We start from the raw sequence: 16,790 nt of genomic DNA on the forward strand, positions 1-16,790 counted from the left end.
GTTTGTCAAAAAATTGAGGTATTCTGACAATAAGTCAGAATACCTCAATTTTTTTTGTAAATTGTTTAAATAACAAACTTGACAGTTTATTTGCAATACTATATAATTTTCTCAGAACAACTTGTCAGACAAGTTGTTCTGCAAAATGATTAAAAATCGAGGGTGATGACGTTGCTAATGCAATCAGAAAGGGAACAAATAGTAGAATATGGTAAAAAACTCATAACCTCTAATCTTACCAAAGGTACAGGTGGAAACTTAAGTATTTATAATCGAGAAAAAGGATTAATGGCTATAACTCCTTCTGGAATGGATTATTTTGAAATTCGACCGGAAGATATTGTTGTGATGGATTTAGATGGCAAAAGGATAGAAGGCGATAGAACTCCTTCCTCGGAATATGAAATGCATAGAATTTTTTATGCTAATAGGCAGGATATAAATGCCATTATACATACACATCCAGTGTATTCTACTACTCTTGCCTGTTTAAATTGGGACCTTCCACCAGTTCACTATTTAGTAGCTTTAGCTGGACCAAATGTGAGATGTGCGAAATATGCGACTTTTGGTACTAAAGAATTAGCGGAAAATGCTTTTGAAGCAATGAAGGACAGAAAAGCTGTTTTATTAGCTAATCATGGATTACTAGTGGGAGCCGAAGACCTTCCAAATGCTTTTAATATAAGTGAACAGATTGAATATGTTGCGGAGTTGTACTATAGAGCAAAGTCCATAGGAGAACCGGTAATTCTTTCTGAAGATGAGATGAAATTGATGTTAGAAAAATTTAAAACTTATGGACAAGTTAAAAAATAATTTTAGGAAGGATAGTATGACAGAGTTTAGAAAAAGTAAGAAGTCTGTTTCTTTAAGCCAAGAAGTAAAGAAAAAAATATTGGAGTACATAGAAAAAGAAAATTTACAACCAGATGATAAATTACCTTCGGAAAGTCAACTGACAAAAATGTTCAAGATTAGTAGATATACTATAAGAGAGGCTTTGGCCCTTTTAGAACAGGAAAAGATAATATATAAAATTAAAGGTAAGGGTACTTTTGTAAACAAAAAGCCTATACAGATAAAGAGTGGATTAGAATATTTGGATAGCATAACAGAAATTATTAGAAAATTTGGATATGAGCCGGGAACAAAATGGGTTAGTATTGAGGAAACTATACCTACAAAAGATATGGTGAAAAAACTAAATCTTAAACCAAAGGAAAAGGTGATTACTTTTAAAAGAATTAGAACGGCTGATGGCAAACCTGCTGCTTTTTTAGTAGATACAGTTGCGAAAAAAATACTTGGTAACAAAAAACCTGATCAAATTAATTTTGAATCCCTGTTTGAATACATGGAAAAGGAGTTTGGAATAATTATTGAATATGCCATTTCAGAAATTATACCGACTTTCCCTACTGAAGAGATGATTCAATATTTAGGTGTAGATAAAAATTCCCTGTTTTTGTTGCTTTATCAATTACATTATGACAAAGAAGGAAGGACTATATTTTATTCTTTAGATTATTTTGATCCAAAAATATTTAAATTTAAAGTTATACGAAGTCGGTAAATTAAGTTGGAAGAAGGGATAAGAATGAGGGGCTTGCATTTTGATAGCAAGTTAGAGCTGCGGACTGATTTGCAAAAGCCTAAGGCCCAAAAAGGCGAATCTTTGATTAAAGTTGTGTTGGCTTCTATCTGCAATACAGATATTGAGATAATGAAAGGATACAAGAATTTTAAGGGAATATTAGGCCATGAATTTGTAGGAATAGTAGAGGAATCTGATGACCCTAATTTAATAGGAAAAAGAGTAGTAGGCGATATCAATATAGCCTGTGGTAAATGTGACCTTTGTAGAATTGGACTTTACCACCATTGCCGTAATAGAAAAGTATTAGGGATAAAGGATAAGGATGGCGCTTTTGCTGAATATCTTACGCTGCCAAATAAAAACCTTTATATTGTACCAAATGAAATCAAAGATGAAGAAGCAGTTTTTACGGAACCTATTGCTGCAGCTTTAGAAATTATTGAGATGTATCACGTAAAACCCACTGATAAAGTAATAATAATTGGGGATGGTAAATTATCACAGTTTATTACTCAAGTTGTTGCTCTTACTGGGGCTAATTTATATGTGGTAGGGAAGCATCAAGAAAAGCTGGATTACCTAAAAAGTAAAGCAAATATTATTTTACTAGATAATTTAGATAGACTAAGTTTAAAAAATAAATTTGATATTGCTATTGAATGTACAGGAAATGAAGGAGGTTTGCAATTAGCTCAAGAATTAGTAAAACCTACAGGTACTATTATATTAAAAAGTACCTACAATTTCCTTGCTACTCTGAGTCCCACTGATTGGGTTGTTAATGAAATAAAAATGGTAGGTACGCGGTGTGGACCTATGGAAGCAGCCCTGAGACTACTCCAGAGAAAATTGATTTCTACAGATTATTTGATAAGTGGCATCTATTCTTTAGAGGAATATCAAGAGGCTTTTTCAAAAAAGAATAAATTAAAAGCAGTTATAGATCTGCGAAAATAATGAAGAGGACGAGGTGAAAAAATGAAAGAAATTAAATCAATAGAGTTTAAAAACGAAGTTTTGTATTTAATTGACCAAAGGAAATTACCTAATAGTTATGAGATTTTTGAATGCAAAACTTATAGGGATGTAAATTTTGCTATAAAAGAAATGGTAGTAAGAGGGGCTCCTGCTATTGGTGCTGCAGCAGCCTATGGTGTTGTGCTGGCAGCTAAAGAATTTCTCAAAGAAGATAGAGAAATATTTTTTGAAAAAATAGAGGAGGCCTTAGAAGTTATTGCAAACTCGAGACCTACAGCTGTAAATCTTATGTGGGCAGTAAAAAGGATGAAGAAAGTTATAGAGAAAAACAAGGAGTTAGAACTAATAGATATATATCAAGCTTTAAAAAAGGAAGCAGATAGTATTTATTTAGAAGATATAGAGACTAATAAAAAAATGGCTAAGTTTGGTAACGAAGTAATTAAAGAAAATGCTGTTATTTTAACCCACTGCAATACAGGAGCGCTTGCCACTGTAGGATATGGTACAGCCTTAGGAGTCATTAGAGAGGCTCACTATAGTGGTAAGAATATATTTGTGTACGCTGATGAGACAAGGCCTCGATTACAGGGCAGTAAGTTGACAGCTTGGGAATTAGTACAAGAAGGAATTCCTGCAAAATTAATTGCTGATAGTGTTGCTGCTACTTTAATAAGGGATGGGAAAATAGATGTGATATTAGTAGGAGCTGATAGAATTGCTTTAAATGGAGATACTGCTAACAAGATTGGGACTTTTATGTTATCTGTAATTGCAAAAGTATATAATGTTCCCTTTTATGTAGTAGCTCCTACCAGTACAATTGATTTTGAAATTGAGAGCGGAAAAGAAATAATAATAGAAGAAAGAAGTCCTGAGGAAGTTACTCATATAAACGGTGTTAGAATTGCTCCAGAGGGGATAGAAGTATACAATCCAGCTTTTGATGTGACTCCTCATGAAAACATCACGGGTATAATAACAGAAAAAGGGATAATTAAACCTCCATATAAAGAAAATATATTAAAACTAAAGTGAGGGAGATAGGATGTCAGTTATTGAAACAAATGTTAATTCAAAGGAGATTGTGATAAAGGATTTAACTTTTAGATATAAAGACCAAAAAGAAAGAAATGCAATAGAAAATATTAACTTAGAAATTGAAAAAGGAGAATTTGTAGTGATTATGGGACCAAGTGGGGCAGGGAAATCTACATTAGCGCAATGCTTAAATGGCCTCATCCCTCATTTTACAAAAGGGCACTATAGCGGAGATGTTATAGTGAAAGGTATAAAAGTAAAGGAAACAAGAGTAAGCAAGATGGCAAAAGAGATAGGGCTCGTGTTTCAAGATTTTGAATCACAACTATTTTCTACAAACACAAGGTTGGAAATAGCTTTTGGTCCGGAAAATTTTGGAGTAGAAAGAGAAGAAATACAAAGACGAATAGAGAGAATATTAAAAATTGTTAATTTAGAAGGACTTGAAGATAGACAGCCTTCTACTCTTTCTGGTGGTCAAAAGCAAAGATTAGCTATAGGTTCTGTGTTAGCATGTATGCCAAGTATAATCTGTATGGATGAACCTACTACTGATTTAGATCCGATAGGCAAAATAGGTATTTTTAATATTGCAAAAGAATTACATAAAGATAAAGATTTGACTCTGATTATAATAGAGCATGAAACGGAAGAGGCGTTGAATGCTGATAGAGTGATTATAATGGAAAAAGGTAGAATTATAAAAGATGGGAAACCTGAAGAAATTCTCAAAGAAGTAGAATTAATGGAAGAAATAGGAATAATGCCTTTGCAAATTCCCAAGTACTTTTTACAAGTTTCTTCTTTAAAAAGAGAAGAACTACCACTTACTTATGAAGAAGGGATTGAGAGGTTTAAAGAATTAGGACTTAAAATAGACGAGGATAAGTATAATGAAATTCTTAGGAAAGAAGAGGAAAGAGAACAAAGTTATGGTGATGTGATAATAGATGTTAAAGATGTAGAGCATGTGTATGCTAATGGTACAAAAGCATTAGATGGAATTAACTTGCAGATAAAAGAAGGAGAATTTTTAGCACTTTTAGGACATAATGGAAGTGGCAAAACTACGTTGGCAAAACATTTAAATTGTCTCTTAAAACCTACCAGTGGTAGTGTGATAGTATATGGAAAAGATACTAAAAAGTCGAATGTATTTGAAATAGGAAATTATGTAGGGTATGCTTTTCAAAATCCCGACCATCAAATATTTGCAGATACCGTATATGATGAAATAGCTTTTGGACCTCGTATGAGAGGGTGTTCTGAAGCAGAAGTGAAGGAAAGAGTAAGTGAAGCATTAAAAGCTGTTGATATGGAGGGTTTTGAAAAAGAAGATCCTTTTTCACTATCTAAAGGAGAAAGACAAAGAATTGCTGTGGCTTCAATTTTAGCAGCAAGGCCAAAAGTCATTATTCTGGATGAACCTACTACTGGGTTAGATTATAAAGAACAGAAGAGAATGATGGAATTAGTGAAAAAATTGAATGAGAGTGGCCATACAATAGTGATGATAACTCATACAATGTGGATTGTATCAGAGTACGCTCATAAAGTAGCTGTGATGAAAGATGGCAAAATAGAAATGTATGGCAAAGTAAGGGATGTATTCAGAGAAGACGAAAAATTTTTTCAACTTTTTTTAAAAACACCTCCTATTGTTAGCATGAGTAATAGGTTGGGTAAAACTTTTTTGTCAGTAGAAGAAATGGTAAGTTGCACAAGGAGGTAAATTAAAAAATGGATATGTTTCTGTATCTAGATAAAGATAGCTTTTTACATAAACTTGACCCACGTACAAAAATTTTCGTTATGCTTGTAAGCTTTGCAATAGCTCTCATGTTTAGTTCTTTAACAGTTCTTTTACTCTTATCAGCAGTGATAATTGTATATGGTTATATAGGGAAGGTACTTTCTAATCTTAAACGCATACAAGTAATTTTAATTATGATTGCTCTTATGTCGATTTTGTTATGGGCCTTTACTTATCCAGGAACTACTCGCCTTTGGGGGCCAATAACAAAAGAAGGAATAATTTATGGCATAGCTATAGGATTAAAATTTGATATTATGATAATTTCAGGAATGATTTTTTTAAGTTCTACAAAAATTGAAGAAATATCTCTCGGCTTAGTTAAATTAGGCATACCTTATAGGCCTGCTTTTGCTTTTTCTACAGCTATTAGATTGGTTCCAATGATAGTAGCTACTAGTTACACTATAACTCAGGCACAAAAATCAAGGGGATTAGATTTAGATACAGGTAGTTTTCTTCAGAGAATCAAAAAATATATTCCTTTATTAATACCTGTTTTGATTTCTGTAATACGACAAGCAAATATATTGGCTATGGCTTTAGAATCAAAAGGATTTGGATATAGCGACAGGAGGACAAATTATTTGGAAATAAAATATACAGCTAAAGATTATATACTAATAGCAATCGCAATTGTAGTATTGATAATTGCTATATTTTTCAAAGTTAAATACAAAATGTAGGAGGTACATTTTAAATGGAAAAGGCGATCATTGGTGGTACTGGATTTTACGAAATAGGACAAAAGGTGTCAAAAAAATTGGTAGAGACAAAATATGGAGAAGTGGAAATTGATATTGTGACTATTGAAGGGGAAAAAATTGGCTTTTTGCCCCGACACGGGAAAGGTCATGCAGTTCCACCTCATCTCGTAAATTATAGGGCAAATATTATGGCATTGAAACAAATGGGAGTAAAATATGTGTATGCAACAGCTGCAGTTGGTTCTTTTAATGAAAATTATGAGCCAGGGGATGTTGTAGTACTTAAAGATTTTTTAGATTTCACTAAATCGAGACCATTGACCTTTTTTGAAGGGGAAGATGGAGTGGTAAGACATGTAGATATGAGTGACCCTTATTGTAGCAATTTAAGGGCAAAATTTTACAATGCTGCTAAAAAAGAAGACTTATTAATAAAAGGAGATGCAGTTTATGTATGCACTGAAGGTCCACGATTTGAAACTGCACAAGAGATAAGAATGTATAAAAATTTAGGTGCCGATGTAGTAGGGATGACTAATGTTCCAGAAGTAATTTTAGCGAAAGAATTAGGAATGTGCTATGCTGCGGTGGGAATAGTTTCAAATTGGGCTACAGGAATGAAGGGCAGTATAACATTACATGAAATAAAAGATACTTTAGAATTGAACAAAGAAAAAGTGATAAAAACATTTATAAGAGTTTTTTTAGAAGAAAAATTAGATCAAAATCACTGTAGTTGTAATAGAGCAGTGATTGAATTATAATATTTTTGATTATTTTTATAGTTGAGGACAAAATTTATGGTATATTTTCATAAAAAGGAAGGAGGTGGGAAAGTTATTTGGGTATAACTGTTAGATGGCAAAAATAAATATTTAAAAAGAAGGGAGTTGGAGTTGTGAAGGAAATTTTTAGCATGTGGAAGAACACTAAAATGGTTGTTTTAGTTGCTTTAAGTGCAGGATTATATGCAGCAGTTTTAATACCTTTCAAAGGTTTTGTCCTCATTCCTGGCATAACAGAAATAAGACCTGCTAATACTTTACCACCTGTTTTAGGATTACTCTTTGGACCTGCAGGGGCATGGGGTTCTGCTTTTGGAAATTTAATAGGTGATTTCTTTGGTACGCTGGGAGTTGGAAGTATTTTTGGATTTATAGGAAACTTTATGCAGGCTTATGTCCCTTATAAACTTTGGAGAAATCTTGGAATGTTGAAAGCAGACGACTTAGAACCAAACTTAAATTCTGGAAGAAAAGTTTTTGCATACATAGTAGCAGCATTAATTGGAGCTTTTGCATGTGCTCTTACCATAGGATGGGGTTTGGACCTTCTTAAAATGGTTCCTTTTGCGGCTTTAGCTTCTATAATAGCTGTAAATAATTCTATTCCTTCAATTGTATTAGGAATACCTTTATTGTTAATTTTGTATCCAAGAATTAAGAAATGGAATTTATTGTGGACTGATATAATGGAGGAAGAAGATATTTCTAAACCGGATGCAAAAGCAAGAGTAGCTGCAATAATAATGACGCTTGCAGTAATCATAGGACTTTTTGGTGGTTTAGCAGCAGCAGTAGGAGTAGGGCAGGCTTTGTTTGCTGCAGGTTTTGCAGCAGGTGGAACTGGTTCTCTTAGTGTACAAATAATAGCGGGATTAAGCACAATAATATTTATACTCTCTGGTTTATTGCAATAAATTTATAAGCCGGGTATGCTATAATTAAAGAGCATACCCGGTATGTCATTGATATGGAGTATTGTGATTAAATTATAGGAGGAAGTCCTATGGGAGTAAATAAAAACTATCGGTTTGACACAAAAGTAATTCATGGAAATGAGTTTAAGAAAAACCCTGAAAATGCTTTGAATCCTCCAATTTTCCAGACGACTACTTTTGTTTTTGATGACCTTGAACATGTTGAAAAGGTGATGTCTTTTCAATCTCAAGACTATGTTTATACAAGAGGTAATAATCCTACATTAAGATTATTTGAAAACAGATTAGCGGAGTTAGAATATGGTAAAGGGGCAGTAGCTTTTTCTTCCGGGATGGCCGCTATTAGTTCAGTTTTATTTTCTCTTTTAAAACCCAAAGATAATGTAATAATTCATAAGACTCTTTATGGTTCAAGTTATAACGTGGTGACAAATATTTTGCCTAAATATGGAGTAAATTATAAAATAGTGGATCTTACAGATATAAGCGAATTAGAAAAAAGTATAGATGACTCTACAAAAGTTGTGTATTTTGAGACCCCTTCTAATCCAAATTTATCTATTATAGATATTGAAGAGGTTGCAAGGGTATGTCATAAAAAAGATATTAAAATTGTTGTTGATAATACTTTTGCTACCCCCTATTTTCAAAATCCTCTTCTATTGGGAGCCGATGTAGTTGTTCATAGTGCTACTAAATATATAGGAGGTCACGGTGATGCACTTGGGGGAGTTGCAGTTTCCCAAGATGAAAAGTATATACATTATTTAAAATTTGATTATATGTGTGAATTTGGTGGAGTAATGAGTCCTTTCAATGCTTGGTTGATGTTGAGAGGTATAAAAACTTTAGGTATAAGAATGAGACAACATGAAAAAAATGCAATAGAGGTAGCAAATTTTTTAAATTCGCATCCTAAAGTAAAAAACGTTATGTATCCTGGTCTTAAAAGTTTTAAAGGTTATGAAATAGCGAAAAAACAAATGAGAGGATTCGGAGCTATCATAAGTTTTGAAATAGAGGGAGGAACCAAAAATTTAGAGAAGTTTATAAGTAATTTAAGATTGTGTCAGTTAGCGGTAAGCTTGGGAGATACAGAAACATTAGTGGAAGTACCTTCCCTTATGACTCACAGAGGGTATCCAAAAGAAAAACTTGTGGAGTTTGGATTGAGTGAAAGTATGGTGAGAATATCAGTAGGGCTCGAAGATTACAATGATATCATAGAGGATTTAGATCAAGCTCTTAATCAAATTTAGGGATATATTGAGGTGAGAAAATGCCTATTGTCAATTTAAGCCTGCAAGTATTGCCTGTAGTTTCTGAAGAAAATATATATCCAATTGTAGATAAAGTCATAGAATATATAAAGAGTACAGGTGTGAAGTATGTAGTAGGGCCAATGGAAACTACAATGGAAGGAGACCTTGATGCACTTTTAGAGATAGTGAAGAAAGCACAAGAAATTTGTATAAAAGAAGGTACAAATAGGGTCATCTCTATTGTAAAAATTGATTATAAACCGGAAGGAGTTACAATTGACGAGAAGATAAAAAAATATGAGAATCTTTAAAAGGATGAAAAATTATCTTTGGAGTTGATTTGATGCTTTTTAATTTGAGGAAAAAATATTTTATAATATTAGCTTTCTTGATATTCTTATTATTTTTAATGAGCGGGTGTAACTTTTATACAAGTACTGATATTCCTACAAAGGGAGCTTTGTCAGAAGAGAAGAAAGATATAAAAACTATTACTATAACTGCAGTAGGAGATATAATGGTTCATATGCCACAAGCTAAAAGTGCTATAAAGCCAGATGGAAGCTATGATTTTACCCCTCACTTTGAGGAGGTAAGGGAGTACATAAAAGACAGTGATATAGCGATATGTAACCTTGAGACCACTATAAGTACTCCCGTAAAGGGTTATACTGGATACCCTCGTTTTAGGTCACCAGAGGAAATTATTCCAGCAATAAAGTATACAGGTTTTAATGTAGTCATTACTGCTAATAATCACAGCTTAGATAATTTAGAATTTGGAGTTGTAAATACTTTAAATGCTTTGGATAAATATGGTCTATTTCATGCAGGCACTTATAGAAATGAGGAAGAAAGCAAAAAAATATTAATTATTGATAAAAAAGGTATAAAAGTAGCGATACTTGCTTATACTTTCGGAACAAATGGTATGGAGGTTCACATTGATAGGGGTAAGTTAAAATATATGGTAAATTATATCGAAGAAGAAAAAATTTTAAAAGATATAAATAGAGCAAAAGAAGAAGGAGCAGATATAGTAATCTTGTATTTACATTGGGGAATGGAGTACGCTAGAACGGTTGATGAAGAAAGGAAAACTTTAACTGATAAATTATTTAGAGCTGGTGCGGATATAATATTGGGTACACATCCTCATGTAATACAGCCTATGGAGAAAAAGAAAATAACTACAGATGATGGAGAAGAAAAAGAAGTTTTTGTGGCATATTCATTGGGAAATTTTATATCTAATCAAAGAGATCGCTATCAAGATAGTGGTGTAATTGTAAATATCACTATTACTAAGAAAAATGATAAAACAAGTATTACTGAAGTAAGTTATGTTCCTACTTGGGTAAGAGTCTTTAAAAAAGAAGGCAAGACACAATATAGAATATTGCCTGTAGGGAAATTTTTAAATTGTGAAGAATTATCAAGTACTGAACTTGAGCGAATTAGAGAAGTATGGCAAGAAACAACTGACATAGTAGGTAGTGATGGGATAAAAATTAAAGACTAATTAGAACCAGCTAATTTGCATAATTATTTTTATTTTGCATAAAAATATATTGACAAATAATTTAATGCGTTATAGAATTAAAATAACACAATTTAAATATGTGTGAAAACCAATGACCGGGAAGAGTAGATATCAGCGTTTAGTCAAAGCGAGCTCGGGAGGGTGGAAGCCGAGTACTGTAGCTGATATTGAATGGGCCCGTGAGGTGAGATGCGAACTTTAAGTAGCAGTATCCGGTAGTCTACCGTTAAAAAGACAGGGTATCGAGGAATTTCCGTACCCGAAAGAGTGGTCCTGTGTTAAAAAGGTGGCACAAGCGAGCATTTCGCCCTTTTGGTGAAATGCTTTTTTTTTTTAGTAATACAGGACAAATTGGGTGGCACCGCGAGTCACTTCGCCCCAATGGGCGGAGTGACTTTTTTAAGTGCGCCCGGCATGGGCGATAACTAGGCGGTGAAAGTCCGCTGTGGGCTTGGTAGTGGGAACCACTAGCCAAGAGCAAGGGTGTCCATCGTGAGGTGGAATCTGAAGGAAGCTTAAGGCAAAATCTCGGTCTGATGAACAAGAACCAGATAAGAGGCTGAATTGGGATGGATGAGTTTGCGTAACAAAACGAAGTCCAACACTACCCGAATCCCATACAGTAAATCTGGCAGATATATGAGATGAAAGTTATCGTTCTTACCCGGGGAGGTCTCAAGGATAAGTCACTAAAGTGAACTCTGAAGTGACAACCCATACAGTGATGTATGGTTGAACCTTGAGAAGTCAGCAGAGGTCATAGTACTTATCTAGTCATGAATAGATAAGGAAGGGCCGAACGTTAGGAGGTTTTGGAAATCTTATGGACTCGAAAGATATGCAGAGACTGCAGACAACTCAACAAAGAGGCTATCCGTTGAATAGAGAAATGGAATTTCAAAAGACAACGGAAGTGCATAGTATATCATCGGCGTCAAAAGATAGAAGAAACGATGTACAAAGATATACCAGCAAGATGCTTGAAATGATAGTAGAACGAGGAAACATGAGAGCAGCATACAAGCGCGTTGTTGCAAATAAAGGAAGCCATGGAGTCGATGGGATGGAAGTAGATGAACTTCTACCGTATCTCAAAGAAAACTGGGCAACCATAAAACAACAACTGCTGGAGGGGAAATACAAACCACAACCAGTGCGAAGAGTAGAAATTTCCAAACCAGATGGAGGAGTAAGACTACTAGGAATACCTACAGCACTAGATAGGCTAATACAACAAGCAATAGCCCAAATACTAAATAGAGTCTACAACCATACATTTTCTGATAGCAGTTATGGATTTAGACCAGGACGCAGTGCAAAAGACGCAATAAAAGCCGCAGAAGCATACATAAATGAAGGATACACATGGGTTGTAGATATGGACTTAGAAAAGTTCTTTGACAGAGTAAACCACGACATAATAATGTCCAAACTAGAAAAGCGGATAGGAGACAAAAGAGTACTAAAGTTAATACGAAGATACCTAGAATCAGGAGTAATGATAAACGGAATCAAAGTATCAACAGAAGAAGGGACACCCCAAGGAGGGCCATTAAGTCCACTATTAGCAAACATAATGTTGGACGAACTAGACAAAGAACTTGAGAAACGAGGGCATAAATTCTGCCGATATGCAGATGACTGCAACATATATGTAAAAAGCAGGTCTGCAGGAAACAGAGTAATGAAGAGCATAAAGAAATTCATAGAAAGCAAATTAAAACTAAAAGTCAACGAAGCAAAAAGTGCTGTAGATAGACCATGGAGAAGAAAATTTCTTGGATTTTCATTCTACACAAAAGAAAACGAAGTAAGAATAAGAATCCATGAAAAATCCATCAAAAGGTTTAAGGAAAAAGTAAGAGAAATAACCAATCGGAACAAGGGAATAAGCATGGAAAACAGAATAAAAAGACTAAATCAAATAACAACAGGATGGGTCAACTATTTTGGATTAGCAGACGCGAAAAGCATAATGAAAACCCTTGACGAATGGATAAGGCGAAGACTAAGGGCATGTATATGGAAACAATGGAAGAAGATAAAAACGAAGCATGATAACTTAGTAAAACTAGGAGTAGAAGAACAAAAAGCCTGGGAATACGCCAATACAAGGAAAGGCTACTGGAGAATATCCAATAGCCCAATCCTAAATAAGACTCTTACAAATAAATACTTTGAAAGCATAGGTTATAAGAGTTTATCCCAAAGATATCTAATTGTACACAATTCCTAATGAACCGCCGTATACCGAACGGTACGTACGGTGGTGTGAGAGGACGCTGAATAAAATAATTATTCAGCTCCTACTCGATTTTCAGGAGGTGATAAAGTGGTAAACATTTCTAAAGAAGATTTTTGCGAACACAAAAAAAGAGGATATGTCTTCCCAGTCTATGCAGAAATAAACGGAGATGAACTGACACCAATAAACATTTTTTATAGTCTTAAAGGCAAAAACAAATTTTTACTGGAAAGTGCAAATGGAGGCACTAACTGGGGCAGGTACTCCTTTATAGGAAAAGACCCTTATTTATCAATTTTAAGTTATGGAAAAAGGATAAAACTTATAGGTGAAAGTGAAGAAGAAAAAGAAGGCTTAATTCTTGATGAAATAAGAGATATTATGAATTTTAAGTACAATTCCTTAGGGCTTGATATCCCGTTTGTAGGTGGGGCTATAGGTTATGCTTCCTATGATCTGATTAGACTTTATGAGAAGCTACCAGATAAAAACCCTGATGAAATAAATATACCGGACGTATACTTTATGTTTTATAAAAGTTTTATTTGCTATGACCATCTTAAACACAGAATCTATGTTGTTTATAATGTGTATCCTGAGGAAGACGTAGAATATGAAGAAGTTTTGCAAAAAATTAATGAACTTTTGCAAGAGGTAAAATCAAATGCTCCTCAATTTCATGACCTTCCATCACAACAAGAAAAGGAAATTTATTACAATTTTACAAAAGAAGAGTTTTGTAAAATTGTTGAAAAAGCAAAAGAATACATCGAAAAAGGAGACATATTCCAAGTAGTGTTGTCTCAAAGGTTAAAAGCAGCAGTAAGCTCCCACCCTTTCGAGATATACAGAAGATTAAGGTCAAAAAATCCATCTCCATATCTTTTTTACATCGATTTTGGTGATTTTCAGCTTCTTGGTTCTTCACCTGAAAGCCTTGTAAGTGTTTTTGGAGACAAAGTGACTACAAATCCCATTGCAGGCACAAGGCGAAGAGGAAAAGATGAAGAAGAAGATTTAAGACTTAAAGAGGAACTTTTAAAAGATGAAAAGGAAAGGGCAGAGCATGTGATGTTAGTTGACCTTGGAAGAAACGACATAGGAAAAGTTAGTGAATTTGGAAGTGTAAAAATAGAGCGTTTTATGGAAGTAGATTTTTACTCTCATGTAATGCATATTGTATCGACTGTTTCAGGAAAGTTAAAAAGAGGACTTACGGCTTTTGATGCTCTTATAGCTTGTCTTCCTGCAGGTACAGTTTCTGGGACACCAAAAATAAGGGCGATGGAAATAATAGACGAACTTGAAAATGTGAGAAGGTCTTTTTACGCAGGAGCTGTTGGATATTTTTCCTACAATGGCAATATGGACATGTGCATAGCAATAAGGACTATTCTCTTCAAAGAAGGTTATGCTTACGTTCAAGCGGGAGCAGGCATTGTATATGATTCAATTCCTGAGATGGAATACTGTGAAACTTTAAATAAGGCAATGGCTCTTAAGGAGGTTCTTTGATGATTCTGATTATAGATAATTACGATTCCTTTACCTATAATCTTTATCAATATGTGGGAGAAATGAACAAAGAAATATTTGTAATAAGAAATGATGAAATGGATATTGAAGAGATTGAAAAACTGAATCCTGAGAAAATTATATTATCCCCTGGACCAGGAAGACCTGAAAATGCTGGTATATGTGTTGATGTCATTAAAAATCTAGGGCATAAAATTCCAATATTAGGAATATGTCTTGGCCATCAAGCGATTGGATATGCATATGGTGCAAAAATTGTAAAAGCAGATAAGATAATGCATGGCAAAACTTCTCTCGTATTTCACGAAGGTGAAAAAATATTTAAAGATATTAAGAATCCTATAGAGGCAATGAGATATCACTCTCTTGTTATAGATAGACAAACTCTTCCAAGAAATTTAGAAATTACAGCCTATACAGAGGAAGGAGTGATTATGGGAGTAAGGCATAATAAATACCCTGTATATGGTTTACAGTTTCATCCAGAGTCTATCTTGACAGAGCAGGGTAAAGAAATTTTGAGAAATTTTTTGGAGGTGGGATACCATGTTACAAGAAGCTATTAAAAAAATTGTTTCAAAAGAGAACCTTGAAGAGAGAGAAGCTTATGCTGTTATGAATGAAATTATGAGTGGTAATGCAACTCCTTCTTTAATAGGGGGTATATTAATAGGACTCCGATTAAAAGGGGAAAGTGTAGAAGAAATAACAGGTTTTGCAAAGGCAATGAGAGATAACGCCATAAAATTAGAACTTGCTTCGGATTATGTAATAGATACTTGTGGTACAGGTGGCGATGGTGGGAAGACATTCAATATTTCAACGGCAGTGGCGATAATTGCCTCTGCTGCAGGAGTAAAAGTTGCAAAACACGGCAACAGAGCTGTTTCCAGCAAAAGCGGAAGTGCAGATGTTTTGATGGAATTGGGATTTGACATTGAAATGGTGCCAGAAAAAACAAAAAGATTAATTGAAGAAAAGGGTATGGGATTTTTGTTTGCGCCCAAATATCACGTCGCAATGAAAAACGTAGCAGGCATAAGAAAAGAGTTAGGCACAAGAACGGTATTTAATGTTTTAGGACCATTGACAAATCCCGCATTTGTAAAAGGACAGGTATTAGGAGTTTACGATAAAGAATTGACTCATCCTCTCGCTGAAGTACTTTTAAGATTGGGAACTGAAAAGGCTATGGTGGTCCACGGCTTTGATGGCCTTGATGAAATAACTACTACTTCTCCTACTTTTGTCAGTGAAGTAAAAGAAGGCAAAGTCATTGATTATGTGATAGACCCAGAGGATTACGGTATCCCTTATGCAAAACTTGAAGATTTAGAAGGCAAAGATGCAAAAGAGAATGCTCAAATAATCTTAAACATCTTAAAAGGTGAAAAAGGGCCTAAAAGAGATATAGTCGTTTTAAACGCAGCAGCAGCCTTATATATAGGAAAAGTTGTGGAAGATTTAAAAGAGGGAATAAAAGTCGCAAATTATCTAATAGATACGGGTTTAGCTCTTGATAAGCTTACAGAGATTTTGGAGTACCAAAGGAGGCTTAATTGATGGTATTAGATGAGATTGTGAGACACAAAAAAAAGGAGGTGGAAGAGAAAAAAAGAATAAAGCCAGTAGAGGAACTAATTAACGAAATTAAAGGAGGCTATTCTGGCAATTTCAAGAAAGTACTTCAAAAAGAGGGTATATCAATTATTGGAGAGATAAAAAAAGCCTCTCCATCTAAAGGAATTATAAAAGAAGACTTTGATTCAGTAAAAATTGCAAAAGTGTATGAGAAAGTTGATGTTGACGCTATTTCCGTTTTGACAGAGAAGGAATTTTTTAAAGGGGATGACAACTATATCAGGGAAGTAAAAAAAGTGAGTTCAAAACCTATTTTGAGAAAAGATTTTATTGTGGATGAATACCAAATATATGAATCAAAAATTTTAGGGGCCGACGCAGTACTTCTCATTGTATCTGTATTAGGTGACAAATTAAGAGATTTTTATAATTTATCTAAAAGTGTAGGTTTAGATGTGCTTGTGGAAATTCACGACAGACAACAGCTTGAAATAGCACTGGAAGCTGGATGTGATATAATAGGCATAAATAACAGAGACCTCAAGACTTTTAACGTAGATATAAACACAACAGAAAACTTGATTAAATATATACCTCAAAATACAACAATTGTTTCTGAAAGTGGAATAAAAACGCCGGAAGATATAAGGTATCTGGCTTCTTTGGGAGTAGATGCTGTATTAATTGGTGAGACTTTTATGAAAATCATAGATGATATTGATAAAATCAGCGATTTTGTAAAGGAGGCCAAGGGAGGAGGATAA

Annotated in this window: 16 protein-coding genes and 1 other annotated feature; all 16 genes read left to right on the plus strand. The window is 34.1% G+C overall.

The features are described 5' to 3' along the window. The first annotated feature begins 171 nt into the window (after positions 1-171). The 16 genes from THEBR_RS04480 (at position 172) to trpC (ending at position 16,790) form a co-directional block, all read left to right on the plus strand. A complete protein-coding gene (locus THEBR_RS04480) occupies positions 172-819 on the plus strand; it encodes an L-fuculose-phosphate aldolase (protein ID WP_003867673.1) in 648 nt (215 codons plus the stop codon). Between the two features lie 16 nt (positions 820-835). After that, entirely contained in the window at positions 836-1,576 is a 741-nt protein-coding gene (locus THEBR_RS04485; protein ID WP_009052489.1) for a GntR family transcriptional regulator, read from the plus strand. A gap of 24 nt (positions 1,577-1,600) precedes the next feature. Continuing rightward, positions 1,601-2,557 (plus strand): MDR/zinc-dependent alcohol dehydrogenase-like family protein, encoded by a 957-nt coding sequence (locus tag THEBR_RS04490; RefSeq protein ID WP_003867675.1) that lies wholly within the window; start codon positions 1,601-1,603, stop codon positions 2,555-2,557. A gap of 21 nt (positions 2,558-2,578) precedes the next feature. Beyond that, complete coding sequence (gene mtnA, locus THEBR_RS04495; protein ID WP_003867676.1) at positions 2,579-3,616, plus strand: S-methyl-5-thioribose-1-phosphate isomerase; 1,038 nt, start codon at positions 2,579-2,581, stop codon at positions 3,614-3,616. 10 nt (positions 3,617-3,626) lie between these two features. Then, positions 3,627-5,351 (plus strand): ABC transporter ATP-binding protein, encoded by a 1,725-nt coding sequence (locus tag THEBR_RS04500; protein WP_003867677.1) that lies wholly within the window; start codon positions 3,627-3,629, stop codon positions 5,349-5,351. A gap of 8 nt (positions 5,352-5,359) precedes the next feature. Next, positions 5,360-6,118, plus strand: a complete 759-nt coding sequence (locus THEBR_RS04505) for an energy-coupling factor transporter transmembrane component T family protein (RefSeq protein ID WP_003867678.1) — start codon at positions 5,360-5,362, stop codon at positions 6,116-6,118. 14 nt (positions 6,119-6,132) lie between these two features. Then, a complete protein-coding gene (locus THEBR_RS04510) occupies positions 6,133-6,903 on the plus strand; it encodes an S-methyl-5'-thioinosine phosphorylase (RefSeq protein WP_003867679.1) in 771 nt (256 codons plus the stop codon). A gap of 134 nt (positions 6,904-7,037) precedes the next feature. Further along, entirely contained in the window at positions 7,038-7,838 is an 801-nt protein-coding gene (locus tag THEBR_RS04515) for a QueT transporter family protein (RefSeq protein WP_003867680.1), read from the plus strand. 89 nt (positions 7,839-7,927) lie between these two features. Then, a complete protein-coding gene (locus THEBR_RS04520) occupies positions 7,928-9,118 on the plus strand; it encodes a trans-sulfuration enzyme family protein (protein WP_003867681.1) in 1,191 nt (396 codons plus the stop codon). Between the two features lie 20 nt (positions 9,119-9,138). After that, entirely contained in the window at positions 9,139-9,432 is a 294-nt protein-coding gene (locus THEBR_RS04525) for a thiamine-binding protein (protein WP_003867682.1), read from the plus strand. Between the two features lie 32 nt (positions 9,433-9,464). Then, the gene (locus tag THEBR_RS04530) at positions 9,465-10,643 is read left to right on the plus strand and encodes a CapA family protein (RefSeq protein WP_012269207.1); all 1,179 of its coding nucleotides are present in this window, start codon (positions 9,465-9,467) and stop codon (positions 10,641-10,643) included. 103 nt (positions 10,644-10,746) lie between these two features. Further along, positions 10,747-11,048, plus strand: a binding site (T-box leader). A gap of 439 nt (positions 11,049-11,487) precedes the next feature. Next, on the plus strand, positions 11,488-12,900 hold the full coding sequence (ltrA, locus tag THEBR_RS04535) for a group II intron reverse transcriptase/maturase (protein WP_012268831.1): 1,413 nt from the start codon (positions 11,488-11,490) through the stop codon (positions 12,898-12,900). A 96-nt stretch (positions 12,901-12,996) separates the two neighbouring features. Beyond that, the gene (gene trpE, locus THEBR_RS04540; RefSeq protein WP_012269209.1) at positions 12,997-14,424 is read left to right on the plus strand and encodes an anthranilate synthase component I; all 1,428 of its coding nucleotides are present in this window, start codon (positions 12,997-12,999) and stop codon (positions 14,422-14,424) included. Continuing rightward, positions 14,424-15,011, plus strand: a complete 588-nt coding sequence (locus THEBR_RS04545; RefSeq protein ID WP_003867685.1) for an anthranilate synthase component II — start codon at positions 14,424-14,426, stop codon at positions 15,009-15,011. Before trpE ends, THEBR_RS04545 begins: the two co-directional genes overlap by 1 nt. Then, positions 14,992-16,008 (plus strand): anthranilate phosphoribosyltransferase, encoded by a 1,017-nt coding sequence (gene trpD, locus THEBR_RS04550; protein WP_003867686.1) that lies wholly within the window; start codon positions 14,992-14,994, stop codon positions 16,006-16,008. Before THEBR_RS04545 ends, trpD begins: the two co-directional genes overlap by 20 nt. Further along, positions 16,008-16,790, plus strand: coding sequence for an indole-3-glycerol phosphate synthase TrpC (gene trpC / locus THEBR_RS04555; RefSeq protein WP_012269210.1), 783 nt, complete (start codon positions 16,008-16,010; stop codon positions 16,788-16,790). Before trpD ends, trpC begins: the two co-directional genes overlap by 1 nt.

Origin of the sequence: Thermoanaerobacter brockii subsp. finnii Ako-1, from assembly GCF_000175295.2 — a bacterium.
In the GTDB taxonomy this organism is placed as follows: domain Bacteria; phylum Bacillota; class Thermoanaerobacteria; order Thermoanaerobacterales; family Thermoanaerobacteraceae; genus Thermoanaerobacter; species Thermoanaerobacter pseudethanolicus.